Source organism: Bradyrhizobium shewense, from assembly GCF_900094605.1.
Classification (GTDB): Bacteria; Pseudomonadota; Alphaproteobacteria; order Rhizobiales; family Xanthobacteraceae; genus Bradyrhizobium; species Bradyrhizobium shewense.
The window spans coordinates 141,195-157,162 of sequence record NZ_FMAI01000012.1; the positions used below are offsets into that span (position 1 = coordinate 141,195).

Sequence of the window (15,968 nt, forward strand, 5' to 3'; positions counted from 1 at the left end):
CTTGAAAGATGAATCAAATGATCTCTCACGCTCAGAAGGAGACGAGCATGAACGTGCACGACGCCACACATTTCGACAGAGCGCGGTCCGACGAACTGGTTCCGTCGCGTTATGCGCTGCGCGTCGGCGAGATCGACGTGATGGTGATCAGCGATGGCGTGCTGACACCGCCCGCGGAGTCGATGGCCACCAACGCAGATCCAGCCGTCCGAGGGGCCTGGCTGGACGACATGTTCCTGTCGCGGGACGCGTTCGATTGGGCGCTGAACGAGGTCGTGGTGCGCAGCGGCGACCAGACCATCCTCATCGACAGCGGGCTCGGTGTGGAGTACCCGGACTTTCCGCGCGCCGGGCAGCTAGGCTCGCGACTCGATGCTGCCGGCATCGATCTTGGATCGGTGACCGACGTGGTGCTGACCCACATGCACTTCGACCATGTTGGCGGACTGCTCGTCGACGGGGTGAAGGAGCGGCTACGTCCGGACCTGCGGATTCACGTGGCTGCGGCCGAGGTCAAGTTCTGGGGAGCGCCCGATTTCTCCCGCACCGCCATGCCGCCGGCGCTCGCTGACCTGGCTCGGGGAGCATCCAGGCAATTCCTGGACGAATACCGCAACCAGCTGCGCATTTTCGAGGAGCAGCACGAGGTGGCGCCGGGCGTGGTCGTCAGTCGCACCGGCGGTCACACGCCCGGGCACAGCGTGGTCCGCCTGGCATCCGGCGGCGATCGGCTGATGTTCGCCGGCGATGCCATATTCCCGGTCTCGTTTGATCACCCCGAATGGCACAACGGCTTCGAGCACGATCCCGAGGAGGCGACCCGCGTCCGGATCCGGCTCATGCGCGAGCTGGTGGAGACGGGCGCGTGGCTGGTCGCCACGCACATGCCGTTCCCGTCGATCGGCCGGGTCGCGGCCGCAGGCGACCTGTTTCGTTGGGTACCGACCTGGTGGGACTACTGACCGCGTGTTGGACACCTCATCACCATTAGTCGCACTGCCGACCGGCGACGCGCGGTCTCTTACAGAACTGCGTCAAGACAGAACGAAGGAGCTTTCAAGATGAACCAGACGATCCGCAACACTCAGGAGACGAACATGAACCTGCACAACACCACACGCCCCGGCGGGCCGGGGCCCCAAGAGCTGGTTCCTTCGCGCTACGCGCTGAAGATCGGCGAGATCGACGTGATGGTGATCAGCGACGGCGTACTGACGCTGCCAGGCGCGATGCTGGCCCACAACGCCGACCCGGCCGTCCGCGCGGCGTGGCTGAAGGACATGTTCCTGCCGCCGGATGCGTTCGATTGGGCGCTGAACGTGGTCGTGGTGCATAGCGGCGACCAGACCATCCTCGTCGACGCCGGACTGGGATCCGACCCGGACTTGCACCTGCCGCGGGCCGGCCAGTTGAGCAAGCGACTGGAAGCCGCCGGTATCGACCTTGAGTCCGTGACCGACGTGGTGCTGACGCACATGCACATGGACCACATTGGCGGGCTGCTCGTCGACGAAGTGAAGGAGCGGCTGCGCCCCGACCTGCGCATCCATGTGGCAGCTGCCGAGGTCGCGTTCTGGGAGGCGCCCGATTTCTCCCACGTCTCGATGCCGCCGGGATTCCCGGACGCGCTTCGGGCGACCGCCAAGCGGTTCGCGAAAGAATACCACAACCAGCTGCGTACCTTCGAGGACGAGCACGAGGTCGCGCCGGGAGTGGTGGTCACCCGCACCGGCGGCCACACCCCCGGGCACAGCGTGGTCCGCCTGGCATCCGGCGGCGATCGGCTGACATTCGCCGGCGACGCCGTGTTCACTGTCGGGTTCCACCACCCCGACTGGCACAACGGCTTCGAGCACGATCCCGAAGAGGCGGCCCGCGTCCGTGTCCGTCTTCTGCGCGAGCTGGCAGCGAACGGAGAGCTCCTCGTCGCCACGCACATGCCGTTCCCGTCCACCGGCCGGGTGGCGGTCGACGGCGACCACTTTCGCTGGGTGCCGGCCTTCTGGGACTACTGACCGCTCGTCGGGTTAGAGCCGAACCGGGGTGCGTACTCACCGCATGCGTGAGTTCGCCCCCTGTGTTCGAACCTGCCTCTAAGCCGACCGCCTCACGGCGTCGCTGCCTGCCGGCCCAACATCCAGCCGCCCCTGCATCGCCCTCGCCTGCTCGGCGCAGTGCTCGATCAGCCAGCGCTCGAAGGCGACGGGGGGAAGTGCGGGTGCGTAGAGGAAGCCTTGCACGACGTCGCAGCCGAGCTCGGCCAGGGTCTTGCGCTGGCCTTCGGTCTCGACGCCCTCGGCGACGACGGTCATGCCGAGGCCCTGACCGACGCGCACCACGGCGGTGGCGATCGCAAGCGCGGCCGCGTCCTTTTCGATGTCGCGCATGAAACTGCGGTCGATCTTCAATTCGCGGATCGGCAGATGCGCGAGACGGCTGATGCTGGAATAGCCGGTGCCGAAATCGTCCACCGAGAGCCCGACGCCGAGCTCGCGAATCGCGTTCATGGTCTCGAGCGCGGCGACGCCGTCCTGCATGAATGTGCCTTCGGTGATCTCCAGCATCAAGGCGTCCGCCGGCAGATCGTATTCGGCGAGGATGTCCTTGAGCCGCGCCGCCAGCGTGACGTTGCGGAAATTGATCGGCGACAGGTTGACCGACACGCAAGGGATGTTGAGCCCGGCGCGGCGCCAGCTCGCCATCTGCCGGCAGGCCTCGCGTACCGACCACAGGCCGATCTTCTCGATCAGGCCGCACTCCTCGGCGAGCGGGATGAACTTTGCCGGCGAGACGTCGCCGAGCACGGCATCACGCCAGCGCGACAGCGCCTCGACGCCGTGGATGGCGCCGTCGCAGCTGCGGATCTGCGGCTGGTAGCTGAGGGTCAGCGCGCCTTCGGCGATGGCACGGCGGAGCGCCGCAATCAGCGCCAGCCGCTGCTCGGTGAGCCCGTTCATCTCGGCGCTGAAGATACGATAGGTCGAGCGGCCCGCCTGCTTGGCCATGTACATGGCGGCATCGGCCTGCTGCATCAGGGTGTCGATGTCGGTGGCATGGTCGGGATAGAGGCTGATGCCGATGCTGGCCGACATCGGCATCAGCTTCGATCCAAGCTTCAAGGGTGCAGCCAGCGCCTCCGTGATGTCGGCCGCGACGCGCGCGGCGCTCTCGGCGTTGCGTTGCGGCAGCAGGATGACGAACTCGTCGCCGCCGAGCCGTCCCAGCATGTCCTCGGGGCCAATCTGCTCGCGCAGGCGCTGGGCGAGCTGGATCAGGAGCTCGTCGCCGGCGGCGTGGCCGAGCGTGTCGTTGACGTCCTTGAAATGATCGACGTCGAGGAAGGCCAGCGCGACATGGCTGCCGGTCGGGCAGGCATCAATCGCCGTGGTGATCAGGTGCCGCAGCTGCGCGCGGTTCGGCAGGCCGGTGAGGATGTCGTGATAGGCGAGCCGCGCGATCTCGGCGCGCGCTTCCTTGCGCTCGATCGCGAAGGCGCCGAGATTGACGCAGGCCTCGACGATACGCCGGTGCCAATTGCTGGGCGCGCGGGGCTCCCGATAGTAGAAAGCAAAGGTCGCGATGACCCGGCCGTCCTTGGCCTTGACCGGCGTCGACCAGCAGGCGCGCAGGCCGATCGCGAGCGGCATGGCCTTGTAGGGCTGCCAGCGCGAATCAGTCTCCAGATCGGTCGCCAGCACCGGTTCGCCGTAGAAGGCGGCGGTGCCGCAGGAGCCGACATCGGGGCCGATGGCCACGCCGTCCAGCGCGCGGGAATAATCATCGGGCAGGCTCGGGCCGCCGAGCGGATGGATCAGGCCCGCGGCATCGACATGAAGCAACGAGCAGACCACGTGGGGCGCGATCTCCTCGACGCGACGGCACAGCCTGTCGGCGATCTCGCCGATCGGCACCTCGTCGGCGAGCGCGCCCATGATGAGCTGCTGCAGCGAGCGCAGCTGCTTGGTCTCGGTGATGTCCTCGAGCAGCGCGAAGATGTGCTTGACCCGGCCCTTCGTGTCGCGGAAGGCATCGATCCGGGCGCAGACCCAGATCTCCTCGCCGTCCTTGTCGTAGACCAGCACCTCGGCTTCGCCGCGGCGACCGCCATGCATCAGGCGCTTGATGAGCTTCGCGATGGCCTTGCGATCGGTGTGCCGGCCGGCAATCAGCTCGCCTGCGCGGCGACCCTCGGCCTCTGCGTTGGTGTAGCCGAACAGCGTCGTGAAGGCGGAATTGACGTAGACTATGTTCTGCTCGGTGTCGCTGATGATCACCGCCCGGTTGGTCTGGTCGGAGACGGCGTGGAGAAGCCCGATCCTGACGCGGCGCTCGGCTTCGATGGTGACGTCACGCGCAAACACGATGTAATGATTGGCGCCGCCGATTTTCACGGAAGACAGCGCGATAGCCGTTCTGATGCGGCTGCCGTCACGGCGCACGAGACTGATCTCGTCCCGGAGATCGGCCACCGGATCGGCCTGAAGGCCCTTGAGGGCGAGAATTTCGGCATCGCGACCGAGCACGTCGAAGCTCGCCAGCTTCCAGATGCGCTCCGCCGCGGCGTTGAAATGGGTGATGCGATGGGCGTGATCGACGATGACGACGCCATCGTCGGCGCGTTCGAGCGCGGCTCGCAGCACGTCCGGAATTTCAGTGAGACAATCGAAGGCGGACATCGTTTGACCCGGCGATATCGGGAAAATACGGCAAGCGGTCCGACGCTAACGCTCCGATGGTGTCCAAGACGTTTTTGCCGCGCCATCGCCTCGGGGCCAAGACGCGACATACTTAACGACCGGCGAAAACGACGACGGTATGTTGATGCGTGCGGAACCTAATCCGCGCCAGTTCCAGCCTGGAGCTTGTGCAGCCGGCCGGCGACGGCCCGCACCTTCCGCGGCGCGGCCTGCCAGATCGAGAGCGCCGACAAGGCGCTCACGATCATCGCGATGGCGAAGGCGAGCGTGTAGTCGCCGGTGCGATCGTAGAGGAAGCCGGTCACCCACGGTCCGGCCGCACCGCCGGCCAACGCCGCCAGCATGATCGTGCCGAAGATGCTGCCCTGATGCTTGCCCTGGAAAATCTCGAACACCACCGCGCCCATGATCGAGGTGAGGCCGTAACCGAGCGCGCCTTGCGTGAACACCATCACGTAGACCAGCCATAGCGACGGCTGGAACTTCAGCGCCATCAGCGCCGCAAAGCAGATCACAAAGCCTGCACAACTGATGGCCCACACCCATTCCCGCCCGATCCGGTCGGAGACATGGCCGAGCAGTATCTGGCCGGGAATGCCGAGTAGGCTGACGATGCCGAGCGCCCACACCGCGACACCGGGACTGAAGCCGATGTCGAGCAGGAATTTGGTCTGGTGCACTTGCACCGCGTACCAGATGTACAGGCCGCAGAAATAGCCGAGCGCGATCCACCAGAACCGCGCGGTCGCGACGGCACGCTTCAGCGTCCAATCGGTCCCGACCCAGACGGGATCGACGACATTGGAGATCGGTTCGGCCGCGCCTGCGGCCGGGACGGCATCGCCGTCCGGCTCGAGGCCGATGTCCTGCGGGCGCTTGTGCAGCAGCAGATTGACCGGCGCCAGCACGACCAGGATGAGCAGGCCCATCGCGGTGCAGGCGGTGCGCCAGCCGGTCTGCTCGATCATGTGCTGCACCCAGGGCAGCAACGTCACCGAGCCGATGCCGACGCCGGCGAAAGCGATGCCGATGGCGAAGCCGCGCTTGCGGATGAACCAGTTCGGCAGGAACAGCGACTGGCCGGAATAGCCGAGACACACCGAGCCGGCGCCGACCATGACGCCGATGGTGACATAGAGATGCCAGGGCGCGCTGGTGAGTGGCGCAAGCAGCAATCCGCCCCCCATCAGCACGACACCGAGCTCCATCACCGCGCGCGGGCCGGCGCGGTCCATCAGGCGGCCGATCAGCGGGCTGACCACGCCCGACACCACGAAGCCGAAGGAGAAGGCGCCCGCGGTGACGCCGCGCTCCCAGCCGAATTCGGAGACGATGGGAGGAAAGAACAGTGAAAAGGCGGTGCGCGCGTTGACGCCAATGGCCATGGTGACGAAGGTCACGGCGACCACGACCCAGCCGTAGAAGAACGGAAGCCGCATGTTTGTATGTTTCATCCCTGGACGGTCTTTCGGACCATCTGGAGATGTCCGGGTCAAGCGCTTTTCACGCATGCCCCTTGAGCGAGATGCGTCGGGGCGATCTCAGGCGGCGTCGCGCCGTGAGGGTTTGGCCGGCGCGTCGAACAGGATCCGCTCGATCGGCTGCGGGCGGCCGAACAGATAGCCTTGCGCGAAATTGACGCCGAGCGCCTTCAGCCGCTCGTACTCCTCGCGGGTCTCGACGCCCTCGGCGGTGACCGACATGTCCAGCCCACGCGCCAGCGTCACGATCGAGGAAATGATGGCGGAGCTGCGCGGCTGCTGGGTGAGGTTGCGGATGAACGACTTGTCGATCTTGATCTTGTCGAACGGGAACGCCGTCAGATAGCTGAGCGAGGAATAGCCGGTGCCGAAATCGTCGAGCGCGAGCTCGACGCCGAGCTGCTTCAGCCGCTGCATGAAGGCGTGGTTCTCGCCGCCGCGCTCCAGCAGCACGGATTCCGTGATCTCGATCTCCAGCCGCTGGGGCGGCAGGCCGGAATCGGCGAGCGCCGCGCAGATCACCTCGAACAGCCGGGCCTCCTTGAACTGGATCGGCGACAGGTTGACGGCGACCGCGAGATCCGATGGCCAGCCGGCCGCATCCGCGCAGGCGCGCCGCAGCACGAATTCGCCGAGCGGCACGATCAGCCCGGTCTCCTCCGCAAGCGAAATGAACTGGTCCGGAGGGATCAGGCCGCGTGTCGGATGCCGCCAGCGCACCAGCGCCTCGAAGCCGCGCCGTGCGCCGCTGAGTGCGTCGACGAACGGCTGGTAGTGCACCTCCAGCTGGCACCGCGCGATGGCATCGCGCAGATCCCCCTCCAGGGTGTTGCGGGCCTCCAGCTCGGCCGACATCGCCTCGTCGTAGATGGTGAAGCAGTTGCGGCCTGCCGATTTCGAACGATAGAGCGCAAGGTCGGCCTTCTTCAGCAATTGCTCCTGATCGCTGCCGTGATCCGGCGCGATGGCGATGCCGATGCTGGTGCCGATCTCGACGCGATGACCGGGCAGCAGGAACGGTTCGGTCAAGAGCTTGGCAATCCGCGCCGCCAGCTCGGTCGAGCAGGCGCGCTGATCCTCGCCGGTTTCCTGGATGATGGCGAACTCGTCGCCGCCGAGGCGCGCCAGCACGTCGTTGGCGCGCACGGCGGATTTAAGCCGCTGCGCCACCTGGCGCAGCAGCGCATCGCCGGCGCCGTGACCGAGGGAGTCGTTGACGTTCTTGAAGCGGTCGAGGTCGAGCATCAGGATCGAGAAAGGCAGGCCCCGCACGCTCAGCTGGCTGTTCATCTCGTCGAGCCGGGTGAGGAAGAAGGCGCGGTTCGGCAGTCCGGTCAGGATGTCGGTCTGGGCGAGCTCGAGCACTCGCCGGTTCGCCAGCGACAGCCGCCGCGAATTGCGGCTCGCGAGGATGAGATAGGTCGACAGAGACAGCGTCAGCAGCAAGCCGACGATCAGCACGGCGCCCGCGCGATCGTAAGTCGTCTCCAGCGGGCCGCCCGCGGTTGGAACCGCCCGCACCTGCCAATCGGTATCGCCGATCTTGAGGCTGCCCGCCCAGTGCAGCGCCCGCGCGACGTCCCGCATCGACTGCGGCGCCGTGGCCGCCGAGGAATAATCCGGCAGCATCTGCTCCAGGCTGACGATCTGCGCCGTGAAGGGCGGGTAGACGTTCATGCTGACCGCGGGGCTTGCCCCGGTCGTGACGCGAATGGCCTGGATCAGCAGCGGCATGTCGAAGATGCCGACCACGAAGCCGGCCAGATTGCGGCGCCGATCCGCGACCGTCTCGCGCGACGTCCCCTTGGCGTAGACGGGAACGGCAACGAGGACGTCGGGCAGCCGGCCGCCCTCCTTCGGCTCGAACAGGCGCGTGCGAATGGCTACGACCTTGTCATTGTCGCGCGCCCGCTCCAGCACCGCGCGGCGCTCCGGCACGGTGGCGTAATCCATGCCGTAGACCGCTGAGGTCTTCGGCTGGGTCGAGTAGAACACCGGAAAATACTCATCGGTCTGCGGCGCCGTGGCAAAGCCCTCGCTCTGGAGCGACTTGATGCGATAGCCGGACACGCCGTCCGCGATCGCCGCGGTCTCGTATTCGGCGCGTTCCTTGCGGTTGACGCGCGGCAGCCAGGCGATGCGCAGCATGCCGGGATGGCGCTCGAACAGGCGGGCGCTGAAGGTCTCGAACTCGCTGCGGGTGACCTCGTCGTTGGTCGATTCGAACAGCGTGCGCAACGCGACGAGCCGGGAGATGTACTCGCCCATGCCGTTCTGCATGACGATCGCTTCGGTTTCGGCCGCGTTCTCGAACTCGATCCTGTTGACCCGATCCTCCCACCGCGCCACGGCGGCCGCGCCCACGACCGAAAACAGAAGACCGACGCCGACCGCGACGAGCGCAGGGCGATACAGCCCGAGCAGCGGCGCAGCACGCCACCATCCGGTCATACGCCTCCGATCCTGATCGTTCTGATCGCGATCGCCCATCTTGAAGCCGCCGTCCCCCTGTCCCCGACGAACCGAACCTCTGGTTGAGGTGCCGGCGCCGCTATCGGAACAAGACCGCGGTTAAGAACTGCACAATTTCGGAACCCCTCCATTCCGCAACGCGTGAATTAGTTAACGAAGTGCCCGAATGATCCGGCATTGTGGAAACAAGTTGCCGGTTTTGCCCGGAGTAATACGGGCTGCCGACACGTCGCCGGTTAGCGAGCTGTTCAGGCTCGCGGGAATATGTTGCGCGAGGCTCCCCCCATCATTCGGCAAGACTTCCCCGATGTATCGATTTCGATCAGCGACATCCCTCGTCCTGACCGTCGCGCTCCTCGCCACGACCATGCTTGCGGCGAGAGCCGACGAAGCCGGCGTCAGCGAGGATGCGATCCTGTTCGGCCAGGCCGCCGCGCTGGAAGGTCCCTCCTCCGCGCTCGGGCAGCGAATGCGGCAAGGCATCGTCGCGGCATTCACCGAGATCAACGCCAAGGGCGGGGTCCACGGCCGCAAGCTCCAGCTCATCAGCCGCGACGACGGCTACGACCCCGACCGTTCGGTGGCGCAGACGCTGCACCTGATCGAGGACGACAAGGTGTTCGCGCTGATCGGCGCGGTGGGTACGCCGACCGCGATGGCGACAATTCCGATCACCAGCGCCAGGAACATCCCCTTCATCGGCCCGTTCAGCGGCGCCGAATTCCTGCGCGACCTCGAGCTTGCCAACGTCGTCAACATCCGCGCGAGCTATGGTGCGGAGGCCGAGGCGTGGATCAAGCACCTCACCGAGGATCGCCACTTCACCCGCATCGGCATCTTCTACCAGGACGATTCCTTCGGCCGCGACGGTCTGGTTGGCGTCAAGCGCGCGCTCGCCAAGCGCGGCCTCGAGCTTGCCGCCGAAGGCACGTTCGAGCGCAACACCCGCGCGGTCACCGCGGCCTGGCGGGTGATCAAGCGCGCCGAACCCGAGGCCATCGTGATGGTCGGAACCTATGGGCCCTGCGCAGAGTTCATCAAGCTCGCGCACCGCAGCGGCTTCCATCCGACCTTCGTCAACGTCTCCTTCGTCAGCGCCAATGCGCTGGCCCGGGAGCTCGGTCCCGACGGTGAAGGCGTCATCGTCTCGCAGGTCGTGCCGTTTCCATGGGATCGCTCGCTCAAGCTCGTCGCCGACTACCAGGCGGCGCAGAAGGCGTTCGATCCGACGCTGACACCGGACTTCGTGTCGCTGGAAGGCTATCTCTCCGGTCGCCTCGCGGCCGCGGCGCTGGAGAAGGCCGGACCGAACCCGACGCGCGCGAGCCTGCTCCGCGCCATCAACGATGTCGGCCGCTTCGACATCAGCGGCAGCATCGTCACCGTCGGCCTGCGCATGATCGACACGCCGCCGAAGGTGTTTTTGACGGTGATCCAGAAGGATGGGACGTTCAAGGCGGTGGACCGGCTCTAGGACCGGCTTCCCGCAAATGGCCGCTTCACGGCCGCCGCGTCCAGCGCTCGGCATTGACGGCACCCGGCGGGATCGCGCCCTTGACGATTGCCTCGACCTGCCGAACCGTTTCCAGCGACTGATATTCGATCGCCTGCGGCGTCAGCCCACCGACATGCGGCGTCGCGATGACGTTGGGAAGCTTCGCCAGCTCCGGCGTCGGCATCTGGTCGGGCGCGCGGCCGACATCCATCGCCGCGCCCGCGATGCGATGCTCCAGCAACGCGCGCGCCAATGCTGCCTCGTCGACGAGATTGCCGCGCGAGAGATTGACGAAAACCGCGTGCTTCTGCATGCGCCCCAGCGCCGCTTCGCCGATCAAATTCTCGGTCTGCTCGTTGGCGATCGCGAGGCAGACGACATAGTCCGACGCGGCGAGAAGCTCGTCGAGACCGACCTGCCGGATCCCAGTATCGCTGACGACTGCGAAGGGATCGGCGACCAGCACCTCCATGCGCAGCACTTTTGCGACCTCGGCGAGATAGCGGCCGATGCTGCCGTAGCCGATGATGCCGATTTTGCTGCCGGCGAGTTGGCGGCCCATCCGCGCTTCGACCTTGCGGCCGGCCTGGTAGTCCGCCGTCGCCCGCGAGACGCCGCGGGAGAGATCAACCATGAAGCCGAGTGCGAGCTCAGCGACCGCCTGCGCGAAGCCGGGCCCGGCGCGGGTCACGAGCACGCCGGCGTTTGAGGCCGCTTCCACATTGACGTTACGGATGTCGACGGCACAGCGGACGAAGGCCCGCAGGCGCGGCAATTGCGCAAAGATCTCGCCGCGCCCTTCGGTCATGCGATCGGCGACGATGATGTCGGCATCTTGCGCAGCGCGCACGAGCCCCGCAGCGTCCAAGGTTTCATCGCTCTCGTGCAGGATCACCTCGGCGGCCGCGCGCAGGCCGCTCAGGCTGCGATCGCCATAGTAATTGCGCCGCATCTCCGGTGTGTGAGCGAGCAGAACCTTCACGACAAAACTCCTTCAGTAACCGAAAGCCCGCGGCAGCGCGGTGCTCAGCCATGGCACGAAGGCGATGACGAGCAGGCAGAGGAACAACAGGCCGAGATAGCCCATGATCGGTTTCACCGTCTGCTCGATCGGCACGTTGCCGATCAGGCAGGCGCCGTAGAGCCCGAGCCCGAGCGGCGGCGCGAACAGGCCGATGCCCATGGCGATGACCAGCACGACGCCGAAATGCAGGGGATCGACGCCGAGCTGCACCGCGACCGGCAACAGCAGCGGCCCGAAGATGATCAGCGCGGCCGCGCCCTCCAGCACCGAGCCCATCACGATCAGCACGGCGATCGCGAGCAGGATGAACAGCCAGACGCCAGAAGTCTTGGACAAACCCAGCATGAAATCGCCGACCGCATGCGGCACCTGCTGCAAGGTCAGTGTAAACGCCAGCGACTGCGCGGCGGCGACGATGAACAGAACGAGACCGGCGCGCGTCGCCGCCTGCACGAAGCTGTGCGCGGCCGATTTGAAGCTGAGCTCGCGGAACACCACGCTGCCGACCACGAGCGCATAGGCCACGGCAAAGGCCGATATCTCCGTCGCCGTGGCAAAGCCGCTCTTGAAGCCGAAGAAGATCATGAAGATCAGGCCGAACGAGGCGATCGCGCCGCTCCACAGCCCCGACACCGGCATCTGCGGCTCGACGTCCTCCACCTTGTCCGGCCGCTTGCCGAAGATGATGGACACCGCAATCAGCACCAGCGCCATCAGCGCCGACGGCAAAAGCCCGGCGACGAACAGGCCGCCGATCGACAAATTGGCCACAAAGCCCAGAATGATGAGGTTGATGCAGGGCGGGATGGTCTCCGCCATCACCGCGGACGCCGCCAGCAGCGCCACCGCGCCGCCGGGGTTCTGCTTCGAGCGGCGCGCCGCCGGGATCAAGACCGAGCCGACCGCGGCGACATCGGCCATCTTCGAGCCCGAGATGCCCGAGAACAGCACCATCGACGCCACCATCACGACGTTCAGCCCGCCGCGCATGCGGCCCACCGCGCGCTGCAACAGCTCGATCAGGCGCACCGACATGCCGTTGGCTTCCATGAGATAGCCGACGAGGATGAAGAACGGGATCGCAAGCAGCACGAAATTGTCGATGCCACGCGCCATCTGCTGGGCGAAGATGACGCCGGGCAGCGCGCCCTCGACCCAGATGAAGATCAGCGCGGCGAGCGCCAGCGCAAAGCCGATCGGCAAGCCGCCGAACAGCGTCACAAAGAAGCCGATCAGCATCAAGGTGCCGGCCGACGGCACCGAGGATGGCGACAGATAATCCCAGGCAAGATAGAGCCCGGTGACGACGATGATCGCAACGAGCCCCCTGACGATGTCGGGAAGCGGCCTCGCGCAGAGATGGTCGATCGCGAACACCGTCATGAACAGCGCGCCGACGCCCATCGGATAGAAGGTCAGCTCCAACGGCAGGCCGGAGCCGGTGGTCTGGCCTGCGGTGAGCGAACCCAGCTTGATGGCGTTGTAGGCGACGTAGCCGGAGATCAGCACGACCAGCAGCGCGCCGGCGGCATCGACCAGCGCGCGCAGGCGCAGCGGCAGGAGATCGCGGAAGAAGGAGACACCGACATTCTCGCCGCGCGCGAGCGCGCTCGCGGCGCCGAAGAAAGCCGAGCCGACCATCAATCCGCGTGCGACGTCGTCGGACCATTCGACAGGCGCGTTGAAGAAGAAACGCAGCAGCACCGAAACGCAGACCACCACGAGATCGGCGGCGAGCAGGATGGCCGCGATCGCATCGCTGAGCCGAAGCAACAGGGCGATGCTGCCGTGGCGGCCGGCCGAAACGGGCACGGCGGCTGTCACCACCATCTCAGACCTGGCCATCAGGCTTGTGTCGCGCGGATGATGTCGATGACGGCCTTGGACTCCGGACGGGTCTTGATGAAGTTCTCGATCTGCGGCGCGACCCGCTTCTTGAAGGCCTCGCGGTCGCATTCGGCAACCGTCACGCCCTTCTCGGTCAAGGCCGCCAGCGCCTCCTTCTCGACCGCAAGCCCATGGGCACGCGTGTCGGCCGCGGCCTTCTTCGCGGCATCGAGAAAGCCCTCGCGCAGCTTCGGGTCCATGCGGTTGTAGGTCATGTCGCTGAAATAGATCGCAAGCGGCGAAAAATTATGCTGCGTCAGGGCGTAGAATTTGGCTGTCTCGAAGAACTTGCTGGCCAGGATCGTCGGCGGATCGTGCTCAAGGCCGTCAAGCACGCCGGCCTGCAACGCCGTGTAGATCTCGCCGAAGGCCAGCGGCGTCGCGGCGGCGCCCATCAGCCGCAGGCATTCCGTGATGACTGGGTTTGGCAGCGTCCTGATCTTGAGCCCGGCGAGATCTTCCGGCGTTTTCACCGGCTTCTTCGCCAGTACGCTGCGCGAGCCGAAATTATAGGCCCAGGCGATGATGCGGATGTTGCCGCCCTTGAGCAGGGCGTCTTCGATCGGCTTGGCAGCGCCGGCATCGAACGCCTTGGTCTGCTGCGGGAAGCTGGAGAACAGAAAGCCGAGATCGTAGGTGCCGACCAGCGGCACCAGATTGGCCGAGATCGAGGAGCCTGACACCATGAGATCGATGACGCCGAGCTTCACCGAGTTGATGACGTCGATCTCCTGGCCGAGTTGGTTGTCGGGGAAGAACGCGACCTCGATTTGCTCACCGAGCCCGTTGCCCTTCAAATTCTTGACGAGGTTGTCGTAATAGACGCGGCCGTTGGCGAACTTGGGATCGTTCGGCAGCGAGGAGGAGCATTTCAGCTTGAGCGTCGCGGCTTCGGCGCGGCCGATGATGGCGGGGGAGAGCACGAGGCCGGCGGTGACCGCCGCCGATGACTTGATGAACGCGCGACGGTTCACGGGCACGATGGTCATGGTGCGGTCTCTCCCACATTATTTTTTGTTCGCCGCGGTCGTTGCCGTGGCCTGTTGCGCGGACTGTATGGCCAAAGCGACGGCGCAGGCAAGCGTGGCGGTCGGCCGCCGCAGAGCGCGCCCGCGGCGCGTTCCGTCAGTCCGTGAGCGCTCCGAAACGACTATGATTCCCGGGATTTGCGACGAGGATCGGCTTGTGGCCTCATCTGCGCGAGGGCGCTTTCGCGTGGGCCCGGCATCGATCCAATTGGAGCATGGATCAATGCGCAATTCACATGGATGAGCCCAGAACGATGCCCTTCAGGCTCCGGCGGACATTCTGCCCCATTTTGCCGCACACCGAGCGTGATCCAGTGCACAGACAGACGCATGGCGGCCCCCTAGAAAAAGTGACATCATCGCACGTATTGCCGATGGAGGTGACACCATGCGCCGTCCAGCCTTTCCCAATTTGCTTCTTGCATCCGGTTTTCTCGCGCTCGCACAGTTGATGACACCGACGGAAGCCGCGGCCGAAGCGCGGCTCGCGCTGGTGATCGGCCAATCCGCCTATCGTACCGTGCCCGAGCTGCCCAACGCCGCCAACGACGCCAAGGGCATGACGGAGCTGCTCGGCAATGCCGGCTTCAGCGTCACCACGGCCGCCAACCTGGCGCAGAACGAGATGCGCGCGGCGATCTCGGATTTCGCCGGCAAGGTCAGCGCCAGCGGCGCCGACACGGTGGCACTGGTGTTCTATGCCGGCCATGGCCTGCAGATCGACGGCGAGAACTACCTGGTGCCGGTCGATCTCGATCCCAAGCGCGAGGCCGATATTCCGCTTCAGGGCGTGCGGCTGAACGACATGCTCAACACGCTCGGCGCGCTGCCGACGCGGGCGCGCATCTTCATGCTCGATGCCTGTCGCAACAATCCGTTCCCGGCGCTCAGCGGCGCCGGCCACGGGCTTGCGATCGTCGACACCAAGGCCGGCGCGCCGGGCTCCTTCATCTCCTACTCGACCTCCCCCGGCGCCGAGGCCGAGGACGGCAGCGGCATCGACAGCCCCTACACCACGGCGGCGCTGACCGTTGCCAAGCAGCCCAATTTGCCGATCGAGGAAGTGTTCAAGCGCATCCGCGTCGCCGTCGCGCAATCGACCGACGGACGGCAGATCCCCTGGGAAAGCTCCTCGCTGACGACTGACTTCAAGTTCTTCGGCGAGAGCAGCGGCAGCCAGCCGGCCATGCCGGGCGCGTCCTCGATGGCGCTCGCCAGCGGCACGCGCAGCGTCGAGGATTGGCGCAGGGACTTGCAAGGCAAGCCGGCCATGGTCGCCTATGAACTCGTCATCACCGACGACACGGTGCCGGCGTATCAGGCCTATATCGAGCTGTACGCTCAGGACACCCGCACGCCGCGCTTGCGCACGGTGCTGGAACGGCGACGCCAGATGCTGGCCTGGGAACGCGCAACTGCGATCAACACCCGCGCCTCGTTCGAGGCTTATCTTGCGAACTGGGACAACAGCGATCTAGCGGCAACCGCGCGCAGGCTGCTGCTCCGCGTCCAGAACCGCAACTACGGCCTGCCTGTCGCCGCCGCCGCCGCGAGCCCTGCCCCGGTCGCCGTCGCGATGGCGCCGACGTGCCCGTGCTCGACGCCGTCGAGCCCGGCAACGCCCGTCAATCCGAGCGTCGCGCCCGTGATCAAGAAGCGCGTCGACGACACCCCGCCCAAGCGCAAGGTGGTCGAGACACCGCCGAAGCGCCGGCCGCCGCCTGAGGAAGTGGTCTACGAGCGCGCGCCGCCCCCGGGGCCGCCGCCAGCCGCCGTTATGCAAGGCATCGGCGTCGGTATCGGGATCGGCATTGGAATGGGCGGCCGCGGCGGCGACCATTATCGCGGCGACTACCGCAGATACTGAGACTGTCCAGCATAGAC

The 15,968-nt window shown here is 66.1% G+C and carries 10 protein-coding genes; 4 read left to right on the forward strand and 6 right to left on the reverse strand.

Going from position 1 to position 15,968, the window contains the following annotated elements; genetic code table 11:
- The first annotated feature begins 8 nt into the window (after nt 1–8).
- Nucleotides 9–962, forward strand: a complete 954-nt coding sequence (locus GA0061098_RS23085; RefSeq protein WP_091961551.1) for an MBL fold metallo-hydrolase — start codon at nt 9–11, stop codon at nt 960–962.
- Nucleotides 963–1,061: 99 nt separating this feature from the next.
- A complete protein-coding gene (locus GA0061098_RS23090) occupies nt 1,062–2,015 on the forward strand; it encodes an MBL fold metallo-hydrolase (protein ID WP_091961554.1) in 954 nt (317 codons plus the stop codon).
- 78 nt (nt 2,016–2,093) lie between these two features.
- On the opposite strand, the gene GA0061098_RS23095 is transcribed toward GA0061098_RS23090, so the two are convergent.
- The 3 genes from GA0061098_RS23095 to GA0061098_RS23105 form a co-directional block, all read right to left on the reverse strand.
- Nucleotides 2,094–4,676: an EAL domain-containing protein gene (locus GA0061098_RS23095; protein WP_091961557.1), complete on the reverse strand. Its 2,583-nt coding sequence runs from the start codon at nt 4,674–4,676 to the stop codon at nt 2,094–2,096.
- Nucleotides 4,677–4,834: 158 nt separating this feature from the next.
- Nucleotides 4,835–6,136 carry an MFS transporter gene (locus GA0061098_RS23100; RefSeq protein WP_091961907.1) on the reverse strand — a complete coding sequence of 434 codons (1,302 nt, stop codon included), beginning with the start codon at nt 6,134–6,136 and terminating at the stop codon, nt 4,835–4,837.
- A 102-nt stretch (nt 6,137–6,238) separates the two neighbouring features.
- A complete protein-coding gene (locus GA0061098_RS23105; protein WP_165637543.1) occupies nt 6,239–8,629 on the reverse strand; it encodes a bifunctional diguanylate cyclase/phosphodiesterase in 2,391 nt (796 codons plus the stop codon).
- A gap of 328 nt (nt 8,630–8,957) precedes the next feature.
- Between GA0061098_RS23105 and GA0061098_RS23110 the strand changes: the two genes are divergently transcribed.
- Nucleotides 8,958–10,124 (forward strand): ABC transporter substrate-binding protein, encoded by a 1,167-nt coding sequence (locus GA0061098_RS23110; protein WP_091961563.1) that lies wholly within the window; start codon nt 8,958–8,960, stop codon nt 10,122–10,124.
- 25 nt (nt 10,125–10,149) lie between these two features.
- On the opposite strand, the gene GA0061098_RS23115 is transcribed toward GA0061098_RS23110, so the two are convergent.
- The 3 genes from GA0061098_RS23115 to GA0061098_RS23125 are packed head-to-tail and all read right to left on the reverse strand — an operon-like array spanning nt 10,150 to nt 14,045.
- Nucleotides 10,150–11,127, reverse strand: coding sequence for an NAD(P)-dependent oxidoreductase (locus GA0061098_RS23115; RefSeq protein ID WP_091961566.1), 978 nt, complete (start codon nt 11,125–11,127; stop codon nt 10,150–10,152).
- Between the two features lie 12 nt (nt 11,128–11,139).
- Nucleotides 11,140–13,014 (reverse strand): TRAP transporter large permease, encoded by a 1,875-nt coding sequence (locus GA0061098_RS23120; RefSeq protein WP_245323494.1) that lies wholly within the window; start codon nt 13,012–13,014, stop codon nt 11,140–11,142.
- Nucleotides 13,014–14,045, reverse strand: coding sequence for a TRAP transporter substrate-binding protein (locus GA0061098_RS23125; RefSeq protein WP_091961569.1), 1,032 nt, complete (start codon nt 14,043–14,045; stop codon nt 13,014–13,016). Before GA0061098_RS23125 ends, GA0061098_RS23120 begins: the two co-directional genes overlap by 1 nt.
- Before the next feature lie 427 nt (nt 14,046–14,472).
- Here GA0061098_RS23125 and GA0061098_RS23130 point away from each other — a divergent pair, with 427 nt between their 5' ends.
- On the forward strand, nt 14,473–15,951 hold the full coding sequence (locus tag GA0061098_RS23130) for a caspase family protein (RefSeq protein WP_091961572.1): 1,479 nt from the start codon (nt 14,473–14,475) through the stop codon (nt 15,949–15,951).
- Nucleotides 15,952–15,968: the final 17 nt, after the last annotated feature.